The organism is Pseudomonas sp. R84 (assembly GCF_009834515.1).
GTDB lineage: Bacteria > Pseudomonadota > Gammaproteobacteria > Pseudomonadales > Pseudomonadaceae > Aquipseudomonas.
Map to the genome: position 1 here is coordinate 40677 of NZ_CP019426.1, position 18102 is coordinate 58778.

16 protein-coding genes are annotated in these 18102 nt (G+C 60.3%); 11 read left to right on the forward strand and 5 right to left on the reverse strand.

Annotation, left to right across the window (positions count from 1 at the left end):
• Positions 1-81: 81 nt before the first annotated feature.
• Both hemF and aroE read left to right on the forward strand, forming a co-directional pair.
• Entirely contained in the window at positions 82-996 is a 915-nt protein-coding gene (gene hemF / locus PspR84_RS00200; protein WP_160054461.1) for an oxygen-dependent coproporphyrinogen oxidase, read from the forward strand.
• Between the two features lie 9 nt (positions 997-1005).
• Positions 1006-1827 (forward strand): shikimate dehydrogenase, encoded by an 822-nt coding sequence (gene aroE, locus PspR84_RS00205; RefSeq protein ID WP_160054463.1) that lies wholly within the window; start codon positions 1006-1008, stop codon positions 1825-1827.
• Positions 1828-1943: 116 nt separating this feature from the next.
• Here the strand turns inward: aroE and PspR84_RS00210 are convergent, their stop codons facing one another.
• From PspR84_RS00210 to betC, 3 genes are all read right to left on the reverse strand, one after another.
• Positions 1944-3512: a SulP family inorganic anion transporter gene (locus PspR84_RS00210; RefSeq protein WP_160054465.1), complete on the reverse strand. Its 1569-nt coding sequence runs from the start codon at positions 3510-3512 to the stop codon at positions 1944-1946.
• Between the two features lie 257 nt (positions 3513-3769).
• Positions 3770-4690: a choline ABC transporter substrate-binding protein gene (choX, locus tag PspR84_RS00215; protein ID WP_160054467.1), complete on the reverse strand. Its 921-nt coding sequence runs from the start codon at positions 4688-4690 to the stop codon at positions 3770-3772.
• Between the two features lie 16 nt (positions 4691-4706).
• A complete protein-coding gene (gene betC, locus PspR84_RS00220) occupies positions 4707-6221 on the reverse strand; it encodes a choline-sulfatase (RefSeq protein WP_160054469.1) in 1515 nt (504 codons plus the stop codon).
• 114 nt (positions 6222-6335) lie between these two features.
• On the opposite strand from betC, the gene PspR84_RS00225 reads away from it, so the two are divergent.
• Entirely contained in the window at positions 6336-7286 is a 951-nt protein-coding gene (locus tag PspR84_RS00225) for a LysR family transcriptional regulator (protein WP_160054471.1), read from the forward strand.
• A 72-nt stretch (positions 7287-7358) separates the two neighbouring features.
• On the opposite strand, the gene PspR84_RS00230 is transcribed toward PspR84_RS00225, so the two are convergent.
• Positions 7359-8024, reverse strand: coding sequence for an NAD(P)H-binding protein (locus PspR84_RS00230; RefSeq protein ID WP_077575182.1), 666 nt, complete (start codon positions 8022-8024; stop codon positions 7359-7361).
• 82 nt (positions 8025-8106) lie between these two features.
• Between PspR84_RS00230 and PspR84_RS00235 the strand changes: the two genes are divergently transcribed.
• Positions 8107-8433 (forward strand): DOPA 4,5-dioxygenase family protein, encoded by a 327-nt coding sequence (locus tag PspR84_RS00235; protein ID WP_160054473.1) that lies wholly within the window; start codon positions 8107-8109, stop codon positions 8431-8433.
• A gap of 16 nt (positions 8434-8449) precedes the next feature.
• Here the strand turns inward: PspR84_RS00235 and PspR84_RS00240 are convergent, their stop codons facing one another.
• A complete protein-coding gene (locus PspR84_RS00240; protein ID WP_160054475.1) occupies positions 8450-8851 on the reverse strand; it encodes a GFA family protein in 402 nt (133 codons plus the stop codon).
• 322 nt (positions 8852-9173) lie between these two features.
• Here PspR84_RS00240 and PspR84_RS00245 point away from each other — a divergent pair, with 322 nt between their 5' ends.
• The 7 genes from PspR84_RS00245 (at position 9174) to PspR84_RS00275 (ending at position 18101) form a co-directional block, all read left to right on the forward strand.
• A complete protein-coding gene (locus PspR84_RS00245) occupies positions 9174-10481 on the forward strand; it encodes a CitMHS family transporter (protein WP_095119664.1) in 1308 nt (435 codons plus the stop codon).
• Positions 10482-10566: 85 nt separating this feature from the next.
• The gene (locus PspR84_RS00250) at positions 10567-11334 is read left to right on the forward strand and encodes a TerC family protein (protein ID WP_034152222.1); all 768 of its coding nucleotides are present in this window, start codon (positions 10567-10569) and stop codon (positions 11332-11334) included.
• Positions 11335-11661: 327 nt separating this feature from the next.
• Positions 11662-13320 carry a Na/Pi cotransporter family protein gene (locus PspR84_RS00255; RefSeq protein ID WP_160054477.1) on the forward strand — a complete coding sequence of 553 codons (1659 nt, stop codon included), beginning with the start codon at positions 11662-11664 and terminating at the stop codon, positions 13318-13320.
• 166 nt (positions 13321-13486) lie between these two features.
• A complete protein-coding gene (locus PspR84_RS00260; RefSeq protein ID WP_160054479.1) occupies positions 13487-14878 on the forward strand; it encodes an insulinase family protein in 1392 nt (463 codons plus the stop codon).
• Between the two features lie 191 nt (positions 14879-15069).
• Positions 15070-16098, forward strand: a complete 1029-nt coding sequence (locus tag PspR84_RS00265; RefSeq protein ID WP_160054481.1) for a DUF5924 family protein — start codon at positions 15070-15072, stop codon at positions 16096-16098.
• A 54-nt stretch (positions 16099-16152) separates the two neighbouring features.
• Positions 16153-17301, forward strand: coding sequence for an ABC transporter permease (locus PspR84_RS00270; RefSeq protein ID WP_160054483.1), 1149 nt, complete (start codon positions 16153-16155; stop codon positions 17299-17301).
• Positions 17298-18101 (forward strand): ABC transporter ATP-binding protein, encoded by an 804-nt coding sequence (locus PspR84_RS00275; protein ID WP_160054485.1) that lies wholly within the window; start codon positions 17298-17300, stop codon positions 18099-18101. Before PspR84_RS00270 ends, PspR84_RS00275 begins: the two co-directional genes overlap by 4 nt.
• The last annotated feature ends 1 nt before the right edge of the window (position 18102 follow it).

Below are 18102 nucleotides of genomic sequence, written 5' to 3' on the forward strand. Positions count from 1 at the left end.
GGCGCGCCGTTGTGCGGTGGTATGCTACGCGCCCATTTGCGTCGCCCGCCTGCGGGGCGCCGCCCGATTCAAGGTGAAGCCATGACGACCCGCACCGACGCCGTAAAGGCCTATCTGCTCGACCTGCAAGACCGCATCTGCGCGGCTCTGGAAACCGAGGACGGCGGCACGCGCTTCGTCGAAGACGCCTGGACCCGGCCTGCCGGCGGTGGCGGTCGCACCCGCGTGATCGAGAACGGCACGCTGATCGAAAAGGGCGGCGTCAACTTTTCCCACGTCTTTGGCAGCGGTCTGCCACCGTCAGCCAGCGCCCACCGCCCGGAACTGGCCGGCCGTGGTTTTGAAGCCCTCGGCGTGTCGTTGGTGATTCATCCGCACAACCCGCACGTGCCGACGTCCCACGCCAATGTGCGTTTCTTCATCGCCGAGAAAGAAGGTGAAGAGCCGGTCTGGTGGTTCGGCGGCGGATTTGACCTGACCCCGTATTACGGCAACGAAGAAGACTGCATCCACTGGCACCGCGTTGCCGAACAGGCGTGTGCGCCTTTCGGGCCGGACGTATATTCGCGTTACAAGGCCTGGTGCGACACCTATTTCCACATCAAGCATCGCCACGAACCGCGCGGCATCGGCGGTCTGTTCTTCGATGACCTGAACGAGTGGGACTTCGACACCAGCTTCGCCTTCATGCGCGCCATCGGCGATGCTTTCATCGACGCTTATCTGCCGATCGTGCAGCGCCGCAAAAACGCCGCGTTCACCGCTCAACAACGTGAGTTCCAGGAATTCCGCCGTGGCCGCTACGTCGAGTTCAACCTGGTATACGACCGTGGCACGTTGTTCGGCCTGCAATCGGGCGGGCGTACCGAGTCGATCCTGATGTCGCTGCCGCCGCAAGTGCGCTGGGGTTACGACTGGAAGGCTGCGCCTGGCAGCGAAGAAGCGCGCCTGACCGAGTACTTCCTGCAAGATCGCGACTGGCTGGCCGAGGCCTGAGGATTTCTGATGGATCGTTACGTCGTTTTCGGTAACCCGATCGGTCACAGCAAATCGCCGATGATTCACAAACTGTTCGCCGAGCAGACCGGTCAGCGCCTCGACTACAGCGCCTTGCTGGCGCCGCTTGAAGATTTCGCTGGCTGCGCCACGGCGTTTTTCCAGGAAGGTCGCGGCGCCAACGTCACCGTGCCGTTCAAGGAGGACGCTTACCGTTTGGCCAACAGCCTGACTGCTCGTGCGCAACGGGCCGGCGCGGTGAACACCCTGAGCAAACTGGCTGACGGCTCGCTGCTCGGTGACAACACCGACGGCGCCGGGCTGGTGCGCGATCTGACGGTGAACGCCGGATTCAGCCTGACTGGCAAGCGCATCCTGTTGTTGGGGGCGGGTGGCGCTGTGCGCGGGGTGCTGGAGCCTTTGCTGGCGGAGAAACCCGCATCGGTAGTCATCGCCAATCGTACGGTGGACAAGGCTGAGTTGCTGGCGGAGCTGTTCTGCGACCTGGGGCCGGTGTCGGCCAGTGGTTTCGACTGGCTGCGCGAGCCGGTGGACGTGATCATCAATGCCACGTCGGCGAGCCTGACCGGCGATGTACCGCCGATTGCGCCGAGCCTGATCGAGCCGGGTAAAACCCTGTGCTACGACATGATGTACGGCAAGGAACCGACGGCGTTCTGCCGCTGGGCCAGCGAACAGGGTGCGGCGGTGGTGATGGATGGCTTGGGCATGCTCGCTGAACAGGCGGCTGAGGCGTTCTTTTTGTGGCGCGGTGTGCGCCCGGATACGGCGCCCGTGCTGGCCGAACTACGCCGCCAGTTGGCCCAATAGATACCCATGTGGGAGCGGGCCTGCTCGCGAAAGCGGTCTGTCTGACACATCAATGTTGGCTGTGCCGCAGTCTTCGCGAGCAGGCTCGCCCCCACAAGGATTACCTCTATTGCCAATCAATCCTCAAACCGGATCGGGCATTTCTCCGGTCCTTCCAGCTTCCGCAACTCCTCCACCACCTGCGGCCGCGCCCGGCGCAGGGTCAGGCTGCGATCCTGGCTCAACAACCGCCGCGCCTCCTGATGCAGCATCTCCACCCCCGAATAGTCGATGAAGTTGATCTGCTGCGCCTCGATCACCACCCGCGCGCCATGCATCCGTTGCAGACGCACTTGCAGGTAATGACTGGCGCCGAAAAAGATCGACCCGCCGACGCGCAACACATCGTCCTCACCGTCGCGCCAATGCTGCACACGCGGTTGCGAAGTGCGCTTGAGGTAGAAGAACAGTGATGCCAGCACGCCCGCGTAGATTGCTGTCTGTAATTCCAGCAGCAACGTTGCCAGACACGTCAGGGCCATGACCACGAACTCGGCGCGACTGACCCGCAGCAAGGCGCGAATCCCGCGATGATCGACCAACCCCCAGGCAATCAAAAGAATGCTGCCCGCCATCACCGGAATCGGAATGTGCGCAATCAGCCCCGCGCCAAAAATCGCAAACAATGCCACCCAAATCGCTGAAAACACCCCGGCCAGCGGCGAGCATGCGCCCGCCTCGTAACTGAGGCCCGAACGGGTAAACGAGCCCGCCGACAATGATCCGGAAAAGAACGCCCCGACGATATTCGACAAGCCCTGCGCGCGGACTTCCTGATTGGCATCGAGCAATTGCTGCGAGCGTGCCGAAATCGAGCGGGCAATCGACAGGCTGGTGACCAACCCGAGCATGCCCACTGCGACGGCGCTCGGCAGCAGGCGCAAGATCAAATCCAGATCCAGCGGCAACGCACTGAATGGCGGCAGCCGTCCGACGAACGCGCTGACCAGATGCACATGGCCGAACATCGCCGGCCACAGCCACACCAGCAGACTGGCCAATGCGAGGGTTATCAACAGCGTCGGCCAGCGTGGCAGCAATTGTTTCAACACCACACCGACGACTACCGTTGCCACACCGAGTACCAACGAAGGTTTATCCACAGCCCTGAGGTGTTGCAGCAGATCCATCAAACTCGCCAGCGCTGTGGCCTTGGCCGGCAACTCCAGTCCCAACAGGTTCGGCAATTGCCCGATGGCGATCACCACTGCGGCACCGAGGGTGAACCCCAGCACCACCGAGTGCGAGACGAAGTTCACCAGCGCGCCGAAACGCAGTAAACCGAGCAGCCACTGGAAAATCCCGGCGAGGAAGGTCAGCAGCAGGATAAGCGTGATGTAGTCCTGCGACGCCGGAATCGCTAAAGGACTGACACTGGCAAACAGCACAATGGAAATCGCCGCCGTCGGGCCGCAGATCAGATGCCACGACGAACCCCACAGGCAGGCGATCAGCACCGGGATGATCGCCGCATAGAGGCCGTACTCGGGTGGCAGACCTGCGATCAACGCGTAGGCAATCGACTGGGGTAACGCGAGAATCGCACCGCTGAGGCCGACGATCAGATCCCGTCCGACGCTGGCGCGGGTTTGCCGCGGTAGCCAGGTGAGGAAGGGCAAGAGAGAGTGGCGGCTGGGGAAGGCCATGGGTCCTCGCGGTTGGGGTTTTGTTCAAGGTTATCAGGGTGCCTGGGGAAAGGCCCCTCACCCTAGCCCTCTCCCAGAGGGAGAGGGGACTGACCGAGGTGTTTGGACTGGCTACATCGACCTGAGGAATCAGCGTCGAACTCAGGTCTCGAATCAAACAACGATCGGCTCCCTTTCCCCCTCGCCCCCTTTGGGGGAGAGGGCTGGGGTGAGGGGGAATAAATCTCAAGCCGTAAACAATTCCAGCAACCCCACGATCAAAGCTTCGCCTTCACCGCCGCCAACGCATCCTTCCCGTCAACCGTCTTCACCCCGTCCAGCCACTTATCCAGCACCGCCGGATTCGCCTTGATCCACGCCTTCGCCGCCTCGGCATTAGTGACCTTCTTGTTCACCACCTCAGCCATGATGCTGTTCTCCATCTCCTGGGTGAACGACAGATTGCTCAGCAATTTACCCACATTCGGACACGCCTCGGCATAGCCTTTGCGCGTCAACGTAAACACGCTGCCGGTATCGCCAAAATACTTCTCGCCACCCTTCAGGTAATGCATCTTCAACTGCACGTTCATCGGGTGCGGGGTCCAGCCGAGGAAGGTGACGAATTTCTGTTTCTTCACGGCCCGCGACACTTCAGCCAGCATCGCCTGTTCGCTGGATTCGATCAGCTTCCACTGGCCCATGTCGAAGTCGTTTTTCTTGATGATTTCCTGCAACGAGATATTCGCCGGCGCGCCGGAGCCGATGCCGTAGATCTTGCGCTCGAACTTGTCCGCGTATTTGTTCAGGTCGGCAAAGTTATGCACACCCGCATCCCACACGTAATCCGGCACGGCGAGGGTGAATTCGGTGCCGTCGAGATTCTTCGCCAGTTGCGTGACATCGCCGGTGGCGACGAACTTGTCATAGAAGCCCTGCTGCGCCGGCATCCAGTTGCCGAGGAACACGTCCACCTGGCCGTCCTTCAAACCGCCAAAGGTAATCGGCACCGCGAGTGTGTCGACCTTGGCCTTGTAGCCCATGCCGTCCAGCAGAAACCCGGTGATCGCATTGGTCGCGGCAATATCGCTCCAGCCCGGGTCGGCCATTTTCACCGTGTCGCAGCTTTGCTCGGCGAAGGCCGATGCGCTGCTCAGCGCGAGCAGGCCAACCATCACTACTGTGGATAACTTACGCATGGACTTCCCCTTAACATTATTGGTTTTGGCAGGGTTGTGGATAACGTGCTTTGCGTTCCAGATCATCGAGGTCGATGTGGTTGCGCATGTACTGCTGACTGGCGTCCACCAGCGGCTGGTGATCCCAGCTCTTCAGCTTGCCGATGGTCAGCGCCTCGGCAACAAATCGGCGACGGCGTTGGCTGGCGAGGACCTCACGGTGAATCGCCGGAATGTCCCATTTGGCCCGCGCTTCGGCGATAAAATCATCGAACAGCTGGCGATGCTGCGGCGATTGGCTGAGTTCTTCCATCTCACGCGGATCGTTGTCTACGTCGAAGAGTAAGCAAGGGTCGCTTTCACTGTAGATAAATTTGTAGGCACCGCGACGGATCATCATCAACGGGCTGATGGTGCCTTCGGCCATGTATTCGCCAAACACTTCGTCATGACCGCCCTGCCCTTGCAGGTGTGAAACCAGTGAGCGGCCGTCCAGCGGCAAGCCCGATTCCAGCGTGCCGCCGGCCAGTTCAACGAATGTCGGCAGCAGGTCGGCGGTCGACACGGCAGCGCTGACGCGGCCCGATTCGAACTGCCCCGGCGCACTTATCAACAGGGGCACACGGGCTGCCATTTCGTACCAGTGCATTTTGTACCAGAGGCCTTTCTCGCCCAACATGTCGCCATGGTCGCCTGAGAAGACAATGATGGTGTCATCGATTAACCCGGTTTCTTCCAGCGTTTGCAGAAGTTTGCCGACGTTGGCGTCGATATAGCTGCACGCACCGAAGTACGCCCGGCGTGCATCACGAATTTTATCCACAGGCAATGGCTTATCCCACAGGTCGTAGACCTTGAGCAGACGCTGCGAGTGCGGATCGAGTTCGTGTTGATCCGGCGTTGTCGGAAGCGGGATTTCGCCATCGTCGTACAAATCCCAAAAAGCCTTGGGAATTGTGTACGGGTCGTGTGGGTGAGTCATCGACACGGTCAGGCAGAACGGCTGATCGCCATCTTCGCGAATGTGATCGAACAAGTATTGCTGCGCCTTGAACACCACCTCTTCATCGAAATCCAGCTGATTGGTGCGTACGCACGGTCCGGCCTGCAGCACCGAAGACATGTTGTGATACCAGCTCGGCCGCACATCCGGCTCGTCCCAGTTCACCGCCCAGCCATAGTCGGCCGGGTAGATGTCGCTAGTCAGGCGTTCTTCGTAGCCGTGCAACTGATCGGGGCCACAGAAATGCATCTTGCCCGACAGCGCGGTGCGGTAGCCGAGACGGCGCAGGTAATGGGCGTAAGTCGGCACATCGGCGGGGAAATCGGCAGCGTTGTCATAGGCGCCAATCTTGCTCGGCAATTGGCCGCTGACCAAGGTGAAGCGAGACGGCGCGCACAACGGGCTGTTGCAGTATGCGGCGTCGAATACCACGCCTTGAGCGGCGAGGCGGGAAAGATTCGGCAGTTTGATCGGCGAAGGGCCGTAGAACGGCAACATTGGCGCGGCCATCTGATCGGCCATGATGAAAAGAATATTCTTGCGCTTCATGTGATCGCGGCATTCCATAGTGAATATTTATGCGACATTGCTGCGATCGAGCATGGAGTTCATGCTTTGTCTGGTAAAGCCCGCGCCCGACAATGACTAGGATAAGCACAGCTTATGTATGACGCCTTGGGTGATCTGTCCCTCGACCTGCTGCGCGCCTTTGAGGCGGCCGCTCGCCAGCGCAGCTTTACCGCCGCGGCGGTTGAGCTTGGCACTACGCAACCAGCAATCAGTCAGCAGATCAAACGGCTGGAAGAACAGCTCGGCACACGGCTGTTTGATCGGATTTACCGAGGGATCGAGCTGACCGAAGTCGGTGCGATCCTGTTCGAGCAAGTTACCCTTGGTTTGCAGAACATCGACGCAGGATTGAGCGCGATCAGCTCACAACAGCAACACGAGGTCCTGCAAGTTGCCACCGATTTTGCCTTCGCCGCTTATTGGTTGATGCCGCGGCTACATCGTTTTCACGAGGCCAATCCGCAGGTCGACGTCAGCCTGGTGACCAGTGAACGCAACCACAACATGCTGCGCACCGATATCGACGTGGCGATCCTGTTTGGCGATGGACGCTTTAAACAGGGCGAAAGCCATTGGCTGTTCAGCGAAGAAGTGTTCCCGGTGTGCAGTCCGCAGTTGCTCAAGGATCGCGCCCAGCCCCTGCCGGCTCAGGCGTTACTGGAGTTTCCGTTGTTGCACCTGCGCGGGCAAAACAGCAGCAACTGGTTTGACTGGAGTGGTCTGTTCCGTGAACTCGGTATCAATACACCGCCGGCGCCGGGGCAATTGCGCTTCGACAATTACACGCTGTTGATTCAAGCGGCGATTGGCGGCCAAGGCGTGGCGATTGGTTGGCGCCACCTTGTGGATAACTTGCTGAGTCAGGGTTTGCTGTGCCGTCCCATCGCCGAAACGACCCTGTCGCGCCTCGGTTATTACGTGGTGCTGCCGCAACGCAAACGCCGGGGTGCGTTGATTCAGCAGTTTGTCGATTGGCTGATGGCGGAACAGGCGAGCAGCGCGGAGTCCTTGAGTGGGCTGGCGCTGCCTTCGATTGCGGTTTGAGGATCAAAAGATCGCAGCCTGCGGCAGCTCCTACACCGATCTCATGTAGGAGCTGCCGCAGGCTGCGATCTTTTACGAATCTGAAGCCGCCACGAAATTCACATGCTGGCCCACATGCAGATTCAACCGCAGCTCATCAGCAATCCCCACCGCCACGCGATTCAAACGCTCCAGCGGTTCGGCCAGACCCGGTTCCAGATTGCCGCCGACCTGACTGAAATGCTCAATCGTCAGGCCCGCGACGCCATGTGGCGCATTCACCAGCGTCCAGTGCAGCGGACTGCTTTGCACGGCTTCGCGAATTTCCTCGGCGGCATGGCGTTGCAGGCGATCATCGACATCCGGTTCATCAAGAACGGCAAAATCGCCCACCAGAAACAGCCGCGACACATTGGCCGCTTGCAGCCCATCGACCAGCGCATCGACGGCCAGCACCTGCTCGACCGGCCCGAGCACGACGGCCCGTTCAACCTGATCGCTACTGAACGGCAACCCCGGCGCATCCAGTAAACAGATGACCGCCGAACTACCGGCCACGCTCTGATTGATCCGCTCCGAGTCGAACAAATCGCCGGTTTTGGTGCGCAAACCCGGACGCGGTGCCAGTGCGGTCAAATCGTCGAGGATGGCAATGACTTCGTGCTGACGGCGCAGCAACTCAGCCATCAACGCGCTGCCCAGGCTACTCATGGCACCATAGAGCACCACTTTTACCGCCGGGGTTTCGGCATTTTTCATGGCTGATCCCTTTTCTTATCCCTTGTATGGCGTGTGACATACGAGCAACGCCGAGGGTTCGAACCGATTCAGAGGCTTTCAGATGCAAGCGATCAAGGGTTATCACGCCCATGTCTATTTCGACGCCAGGACCATCGAGCAGGCGCGGGCCTTGTGCGAGCAGGCCGCGCAATTATTTGCGCTGAAAATGGGCCGCGTCCACGAACGCCCGGTCGGGCCGCATCCGGACTGGAGTTGCCAATTGGCCTTCGGCCCTGAGCTGATCGGCGATGTGCTGCCGTGGCTGGCGCTCAATCGCAAAGGCCTGGTGGTGTTTTTGCACCCGGACACTGGCGATGACTTGCTCGATCATACTGAGCACGCGATCTGGATGGGCGCGATCCGAACGCTGGATCTGTCTATTTTTTGATCAGGCTCTTGTAAACCTACAGCGTTTCTTCGGCTTCGCCTGGCAGATGCTCGTCCAGATGCAGCCAGGGCAATTGGCTGTCAGTCCAGATATGCCGCTCGGCCGGCGCCAGTTGCGGCTGATCAAGGGTAGCGATGGTCACGTCGATGCTATCGGGGCTAAGCCGCGTCACCAGCGCCAGTTGCGCACCGCAGTTCGGGCAGAAGAACCGCGCGCAACTACCCGACGAGTCATATCGCGATGGCGCGGCGGCCAGCCACTGGAAATTCGCCACCGGCACGGTGATCCAGGTCGTGACAATCCCGCCACTGACCTTGCGGCAAATCGAACAATGGCAATGGGCGATATCCTGCAACGCCCCGCTGAACTGATAACGAATGTGTCCGCAATGGCAGCCGCCGCTGTGCAATTCGCTCATTTCGAAGCTCCCCTTCCCGTGTTTATTGACTCTGGTTCGCATCCGACGGCCGGTTGACCGTTCACCCAAAGCTTTCTTCAACGAAAGGTAGCTGAAAGCTTCCCCGATTAGCATCGCCTCCACTTCCGGCAACAGACCGGTTGGCCAATGCGTGTGATACCTCGCACGAACGGCCCAATTAACAACAACAATGGTGATTCTGATGTCCTCTGTAACCCGCCTCCTCGCTTCAACTCCGCCCGTACGTCTCGTGCTTCCCGTTCTGCGCTGATCCCGTCCGATCTGCTCATTTAACTAGCCGCGCTACGCCTGGAGTATTCCCATGCTGACTTTCCTTGGCTTCGCCATGGTCATCACGTTCATGTTCCTGATCATGACCAAGCGCCTGTCCGCGCTGATCGCTCTGATCATCATCCCGATCGTCTTCGCCCTGTTCGGCGGTTTTGCACCGAAGATCGGTCCGATGATGCTCGAAGGCATCACCAAGCTTGCGCCGACCGGCGTGATGCTGATGTTCGCCATTCTCTATTTCGCCCTGATGATCGACTCTGGCCTGTTTGACCCGGCCGTGCGCAAGATCCTCAAACTGGTCAAGGGCGACCCGCTGAAGGTTTCGGTCGGCACCGCCGTACTGGCGCTCGTCGTTTCCCTCGATGGTGACGGCGCGACCACTTACATGATCTGCGTGGCCGCCATGCTGCCGCTGTACAGCCGCATCGGCATGAGCCCGCGGATCATGGCCGGTCTGATCATCCTCGCCGGTGGCGTGATGAACATGACCCCGTGGGGCGGCCCGACTGCCCGTGCCGCCAGTGCTCTGCATGTCGACCCGTCGGACATCTTCGTGCCGATGATTCCGGCGATGGCGGCTGGTGTTCTGGCGATCCTGGTCATCGCCTACTTTTACGGTAAGCGTGAGCGTGCACGTCTCGGTGAGCTGCATCTGGTTGGCGATGATGTCGATCACAGCGAAATCAGCGTGTCGCAGTTCCCGGATGCCCGCCGTCCGAAACTGATCTGGTTCAACGGCGCCCTGACCTTCGGCCTGATGTGCACGCTGATCGCCGGCCTGCTGCCATTGCCGGTGTTGTTCATGGTGGCGTTCAGTATTGCCATGATCGTCAACTACCCTTGCCTGCAGATGCAGAAGGATCGCGTCGCGGCTCACGCCGGTAGCGTGCTGGCAGTGGTCGGGCTGATCTTTGCGGCGGGTATCTTCACCGGTATCCTGTCCGGCACCGGCATGGTCGATGCGATGTCGAAGAGCCTGTTGGCAGTGATTCCGGATTTCCTCGGCCCGTATCTGGCCGTGATCACGGCGCTGGTGAGCATGCCGTTCACCTTCTTCATGTCCAACGATGCGTTCTACTATGGCGTGTTGCCGGTGTTGGCCGAAGCCGCCAGCCACTACGGGATCACCGCAGTCGAAATGGCCCGTGCCTCGATCGTCGGTCAGCCCGTCCACTTGCTGAGCCCGTTGGTGCCATCGACCTATCTGTTGGTGGCCCTGGCCGGCATTGATTTCGGTGACCACCAGCGTTTCACCCTGAAATGGGCGATCCTGGTATGTATCTGCATCCTGATTGCTGCACTGCTGTTGGGGACTTTCCCGGTGTTCAGCACTCTATAAGCCCAAGACTCACCGTTTCGGGTCCTGGCTTCGCGGTTTGAAGCCCGGACCTTTTTCGGTTTAACAATCGCTCAAAGGAATACACATGGAATGGCTGACCAACCCCGAAATCTGGGTTGCCTTCTTCACCCTGACCGCCCTGGAAATCGTCCTCGGCATCGATAACATCATCATGATTTCGATCCTGGTCAGCCGCATGCCCAAGCACATGCAGCAGCGCACCCGGATCTTCGGTCTTGGCCTGGCCATGATCACGCGCATCCTGTTGCTGCTGTCGATCACCTGGGTCATGCGTCTCACCGCCGACCTGTTCGAAGTGTTCGGCCAAGGCATTTCCGGCCGCGACCTGATCCTGTTCTTCGGTGGTCTGTTCCTGCTGTGGAAGAGCTCGCAAGAGATGTACCACGCACTGGAAGGCGAAGACGAAAGCGACGACACCCCCGGCGGCAAGGGCGGCAACTTCCTCTACACCATCATCCAGATCGCGATCATCGACATCGTCTTCTCGCTGGATTCGGTGATCACTGCCGTGGGCATGGTTTCCCACGTGCCGGTGATGGTTGCGGCGATCGTTGTGGCCGTGCTGGTGATGATGCTGGCCTCGGGCAAGATCAGCGAGTTCATCGACAAGCACCCGTCGCTGAAGATGCTGGCGCTGTCGTTCCTGCTGGTGGTCGGTACCGTGCTGATCGCCGAGTCGTTCGACGTGCATGTGCCGAAGGGCTACGTCTACTTCGCCATGGCGTTCTCGCTGGCGGTGGAAGCGATCAACATCAAGCTGCGCGGCGCGATGGCCAAGAAAAAACAGCAGCAAGACCCGGTGAAACTGCGCAAGGACATCCCGGGCCAGTAACCCGGTAGTCTGGCAATACGCAGTACCCCTGTGGGAGCGAGCCTGCTCGCGAAGACGGAGTGTCAGTCGACAGAAATGTTGGCTGATCCACCGCTTTCGCGAGCAGGCTCGCTCCCACATTTGTTTTCGGCAACACACGGGAACCGTGTCGGATTCAGGTGGGTGGATGAAGCGCCTTTCATGGCACTTTTGTTTCAATCGACACTTTAGCTGTGCAATGCTGGCGCCCAGACCGTTAGCCAACTACAGCTTAAGTATCAAAAACGTAGAAACCGCGCGGTACCGTCAACTTGCCCCTCTGGGGCGCTGCTACTACAGGGGGTTTGTATGCTCACCCTGCTCAATCTGCTTTCCGCCGTGGCCCTGTTGATCTGGGGCACGCACATCGTCCGAACCGGCATCCTGCGGGTGTACGGCACCAACCTGCGCCATGTGATTGGCCAAAACATGTCCAAGCGCTGGCTCGCCTTTGTCGCCGGCATCGTCGTGACCGCGATGGTGCAAAGCAGCAACGCCACCGCGATGCTCGTCACTTCATTTGTCGGCCAAGGACTGATGGCGCTGACCCCGGCGCTGGCGACCATGCTCGGCGCCGACGTCGGTACCGCGCTGATGGCGCGGGTGCTGACGTTTGACCTGTCATGGCTGTCGCCGCTGCTGATTTTTCTCGGGGTGATTTTCTTTCTGTCGCTTAAACAGACGCGGCTCGGACAGATGGGCCGGGTGTCCATCGGGCTCGGGCTGATCATTCTCGCGCTGCAATTGATCGTCGAAGCCGCCGCGCCGATCACCCACGCTCAAGGCGTGAAGGTGATTTTCGCCTCGTTGACTGGCGACATCCTCCTCGACGCCTTGGTCGGCGCATTATTCGCGATGATTTCCTACTCCAGCCTCGCCGCCGTGCTGCTCACCGCGACGCTGGCCGGTGCTGCGGTCATCAGTTTGCCGGTGGCAATTGGTCTGGTGATCGGCGCCAACATCGGCAGCGGCGTGCTGGCGTTCATGAGCACCAGCATGCAGAACGCCGCTGGCCGTCAAGTGGCGCTGGGCAGTCTGTTGTACAAACTGATCGGCCTGCTGTTGATCATCCCGGTGCTCGACCCGCTGGTGCACTGGATCGACAGCCTCGACTTCAGCCCGCAGGAAATGGTCATCGGCTTCCACTTGCTCTACAACACCGCGCGCTGCCTGATTCTGCTGCCAAGCGTCGGCCCGATGGCGCGCCTCTGCGCGTGGCTACTGCCGGAACGGCCGGAGGTCAACGGCACTGCCAAACCGCGTCACCTCGACGCGACTGCACTGGTCACACCGAGCCTGGCGCTGGCCAACGCCGCGCGGGAAACCCTGCGCATGGGCGATCTGCTGGAGAACATGCTCGACGCCACTCTTGATGTACTGCGCGGCAAGCAGACCGCTGTCACGCAGGAAATACGTCGGCTGACCGATGACATCGAATCCTTGTACAGCGCAATCAAGCTGTATCTGGCGCAGATGCCCCGCGAAGACCTCGGCGAGCAGGACAGTCGACGCTGGGCCGAGATCATTGAGCTGGCGATCAACCTCAAATTGGCTGCCGACCTGATCGAACGCATGCTGCGCAAGATCCAGCAGCAGAAGACCTCGCAGCGCCGTTCGTTTTCCGAGGAAGGTCTGGAGGATCTGGCCGGATTGCAGCAGCAACTGATTTCTAACTTGCGTCTGGGCCTGTCGGTATTCCTCAGTGGCGATCGTGAAAGCGCCCGGCAGTTGCTGCGCGAGAAACGCCGCTTTCGCGCACAGGAGCGCCGTCTGGCCCATGCGCATGTCAGCCGTTTGCAACGCAAGATCGTCCAGAGTATCGAGACCAGCTCGCTGCATCTGGAGTTGATTGCCGACATGAAACGCCTGAATTCGCTGTTTTGCGGCAGTGCGTATGTGGTGCTGGAAACGGCGGACACCGGAGCGCTGGCGGCGGATGATATTGCCGACATTACGCATTCGCCTTGAACGACTGGGGCTGGGTTTAGTCAGTTACATTGATTCAGCCTTAAGACCTTCGCGAGCAGGCTCGCTCCCACATTTGAAATATATTCCCTTGTGGGAGCGAGCCTGCTCGCGAATGGCGGCCTGAATAGCGACACGGATCTCCAAATCAGCCGTACGGAAGCCTGTTATGCGTTGCCTGTTGTTCGCCTGTCTGTTGCTCGGTTCCCTGCCCGCCTTTGCCCTGGATCGTTTTCAGGTCGAAGGCTATGCGCTGCCCAACGGTTTGCAGCTGATGCTCAAACCCGGCACCGAACGCGGGCATGTGGCGATTCGCTTGGTGGTTGGCGTTGGCCTCGATGATTTCGATTGCGCTGAAAAAGAGCTGCCGCACCTGCTCGAACACCTGTTGTTCAGCGGCATCGACGCCACTGGCGAAGGCGGTCTGGAGGAGCGCATGCAAGCACTGGGCGGTGACTGGAATGCCTTTACCAGCAACGCCGATACCACGTTCGTCATCGAAGCACCGGCGAAGAATCAGCGCAAGGTCCTCGACCTGCTGCTCGCTCTGCTCACGCAAACGCGCATTGACGACAATGCGATCAACGCCGCCAAACGCGTGGTCGAGCGTGAGGACGGTGGCCATTACACGCGCCTGCAACGCTTTCTCGATCGTCAGGATCTCGGCCACACCGCGAGCAATCAGCTCGCCGTCGAACTGGGCCTGAAATGCCCGCAGCGCGCCGAGGTCGGTCACCTGACTCAGGAGCAATTGGAGAAGGTGCGCAAGGCCTGGTATGCGCCGAACAATATGACCCTGATTGTCGTCGGCGAACTCGACAAACTGCTGCCGGCCTATCTGGAGCGCACCTGGGGCGCGCTCGAAGCGGTTGAGCCGAGCGAGCACCGTGCACTGCCGGACATCAGCACCAGCGCCGCCCATGAACGCACCCTCACCCGTGGCTTTATCGGCGACAGCGCCAAGTTGCACTGGCTGGTGCCGGAACCGATGCTCGATGATCAGTACGACCAGACCTTCGACATTCTCAAGGATTACCTCGACTGGGCGTTGTACCGACAGATCCGCCTCAACCACGGCTTGTCTTACGGGCCATGGGCTGAGCGTGAGGTATTTGGCGGTGTGGGCTTCATGAGTCTGAACGCCGATCTGGATCGTGATGACGTCGACGAAGCCATTCAGGTGCTGGAAGACCTCAAGGCCGACCTGCTGAAAAACGGCCTCGATCCGGACACCTTTGCGCGGATCAAACAGGCTTCCATCGCCCATCAGACCTGGGCGGTGCAGGGCAACAGCGCGCTGGCGGATTACTACTGGAGCGCCCTCGGCGATTATCAGGACGGCCGCTTTGCCAACCCGGCGCGCGAGCTTCAAGGCGTGACGCTGGAAGCGGCGAACAAGGCCATGCGTGAGTTGCTGTTGCAGCCGGGGTATCTGCGGATCGAGAAGCCGTTGATCAGTGATGATCAGGTGTTGTGGTTGAGTGCGGGTGGCTTGGGTCTGGTGTTGCTGGTCCTGATCGGTTGGCGTTTGCATCACCGCCGCCGGCCGGCCGAGCACTAATCCTGTAGGAGTGAGCCTGCTCGCGATAGCGGTCCTTCAGTCACCATTTCTTCGGCTGATACACCGCTATCGCGAGCAGGCTCACTCCTACAAGGGAATGCGTTGGTTTTAAGTGACCGGCAGCCTCGCCACAGCGCCCGGCGGGCGCTACTCTGTCGAGGTTTTTTCCTATCCAGTCGTGAACCGCCCAAATGCCAAAAATACAGCTCCTGATCCAGCGCATTCTCGAACTGATGAAGCGCTATCCCGGGGTCATTGCGCTTGGCGGGTTCATCTCCGGGGTCGGCAGTTTCATCATGGTCGATCGTCAGCAGGGTCTGGCGAGCTGGGTCACCGTGATCATGCTGCTCAGCTGGATCTGGCTGATGCTGGAGAACACCCTTACCGGCCTCTTCACTCGCATCTTCAAACGCGAGATCCCCCAGCCGCTGCTGCGTTACGCGACGCAGATGATCCATCAGGAAAGCCTGTTTTTCGTCCTGCCGTTTTTCTTCATCACCACGACCTGGAACAGTGGCCAGTTGTTTTTCACCGGCCTGCTCAGCGTGGCGGCACTGATCTCGATCGTTGATCCGCTCTATTACAAATGGCTGGCGCCACGGCGCTGGGCGTTTCTCGCGCTGCACACCCTGACCCTGTTCGCCGCCCTGCTCACTGCGTTGCCGGTGATCATGCACCTGACCACCGCGCAGAGCTTCAAGTGGGCGCTGGGCATTGCCGTGCTGTTGTCGTTCCCGAGTCTGGCGTCGATCTTCCCGATCCGCACGCTGCGCAATGCCTTGGCGATCCTGTGCATTACCGTTGGTATTGGCGGCGTCGGTTGGGCGCTGCGTTCGTGGGTGCCGCCGGCGACGCTGTGGATGACCGACGTGGCGATCAGCACGCAAATGCAGGACCGCACCCCCGGTGCCAGCCTCGACACGGTCAGCGCCGAGCAGATTCGCGGCGATGGCCTGTATGCCTACACCGCAATCAACGCGCCGCGCGGGCTGGATGAGCGGATTTATCACGTCTGGCAATTCAACGGCAAAGAGGTCGACCGCATCGCCCTCGATATCCACGGCGGGCGCAAGGAAGGCTACCGGGCGTGGACGCACAAGCAGAACTTCCCCGGCAACCCGGCGGGCAAGTGGCAGGTGCGGGTGCTGACCGAGGATGGCCAGGTGATCGGCGTGCTGCGCTTCGAAGTCACGGACAGCACAGTGATCAAAGAAAAGTAATCCGGTTCGTGCTATTACGTTAGTTCGCATAAAGGCCGAACAAGCACGGAGCTTATGACCAGCAGCTCGATCAGCGGTAATGCCCAACTGGACACGTCGATAACCCCTGCCCGCCTGCGGGTCACGGGGGACTGGACGCTTGCCCATTACGCCGAGCTCAAGCAACTGAGCGAAAAGCTCCACGGCCAGTACGATGCCAACACCCCGATCGACCTCAACAGCCTCGGCGCCCTCGACACCGCTGGCGCTTCGTTGCTGGTCGAACTGCTCGGCTCCGAGCGCCTGGGCAAATCCGCCGAACACCCCGATTGCACCCTGACCTCCGCCGACCGCGCGCTGCTGCAAACCGTGTACTGCTCGATGACCGATTTCTGCGTGCCGATCAAGGAAGCGGAAATCAGCGTCAGCGTGCAGCTGCTGACGCGCATTGGTCGCGCGGTCGACACGGTCTGGCAAGACACCCTGCAACTGCTCGGGTTCGTCGGCCTGATCATGGAAACCATCGCTCGCAACCTGTTCCGGCCCAAGCGCTGGCGCATCACCCCAATGATTGCGCACATCGAGCAGACCGGCCTCGACGCCGCGCCGATTGTGGCGTTGCTGACCTTTCTGGTCGGTGCGGTGGTGGCGTTTCTCGGGGCGACGGTGCTGGCCAGTTTTGGCGCGACGATTTTTACCGTGGATCTGGTGGGCTTCTCGTTCCTGCGCGAATTCGGCGTGCTGCTCACGGCGATCCTGATGGCCGGGCGCACCGCCAGCGCGTTCACCGCGCAGATCGGCTCGATGAAGGCCAACGAAGAAATCGACGCAATCCGCACCCTTGGCCTCGACCCGATGGAGCTGCTGGTGGTGCCGCGCGTGCTGGCGATGCTGGTGGCGCTGCCGATGCTGACCTTTCTCGCCATGCTCTGCGGGATCATCGGTGGCGGCGTGGTGTGTGCGGTGTCGCTGGATATCTCGCCGGCGATGTTCCTGACGCTGTTGCAGTCGGACATCGGCGTGCAGCACTTTCTGGTTGGCTTGGTCAAAGCGCCGATCTTTGCCTTCATCATTGCCGCGATTGGTTGCCTGGAAGGCTTCAAGGTCAGCGGCAGTGCCGAGTCGGTCGGCGCCCATACCACCTCCGCTGTGGTGCAATCGATTTTCGTGGTGATCGTGCTCGATGCGGTGGCCGCGCTGTTCTTCATGGAGATGGGCTGGTGATTCGTCTACCCCGCGCGCCCTCGGAGGCGGTGATCGAAGTCCGTGGCCTGTGCAATCGCTTCGGCAGCCAAAGCGTGCACGAGAACCTCGATCTGGATTTGTACAAAGGCGAGATTCTTGCCGTGGTCGGTGGCTCCGGCAGCGGCAAATCGGTGCTGCTGCGCAGCATCGTCGGTTTGCGCCGGCCCAGCGAAGGCATGGTCAAAGTGTTCGGCAAGAACCTGCCGAGCCTGTCCGAGCATGAGCGCTCGCTGGTCGAACGACGCTTCGGTGTGCTGTTCCAGAAAGGCGCGCTGTTCTCCTCGCTGACGGTCACCGAGAACGTCGCCCTGCCCCTTATCGAACATGCGGGCCTCAGCCGCAACGATGCCGAGCACCTGGCGGCAGTGAAACTGGCGTTGGCCGGATTACCGCTGTCGGCGGCGGACAAATACCCGGCGTCGCTGTCCGGCGGCATGATCAAGCGTGCTGCGCTGGCGCGGGCCTTGGCGCTGGATCCGGATATTCTGTTTCTCGACGAGCCGACTGCCGGCCTTGATCCGATAGGCGCTGCGCAGTTCGATCAACTGATTCTGACCCTGCGCGATGCGTTGGGTCTGAGCGTATTTCTGGTGACCCACGACCTCGACACGCTCTACACCATCACCGACCGCGTGGCGGTGCTGGCGCAGAAAAAAGTCCTGGTCGCAGGTCCCATCGACGTCGTTTCGGAAACCGACGACGCGTGGATTCACGAATACTTCCACGGCCCGCGCGGCCGCTCGGCGCTGGACGCCGCCAAATTGCTCAACGAGGTCTGAC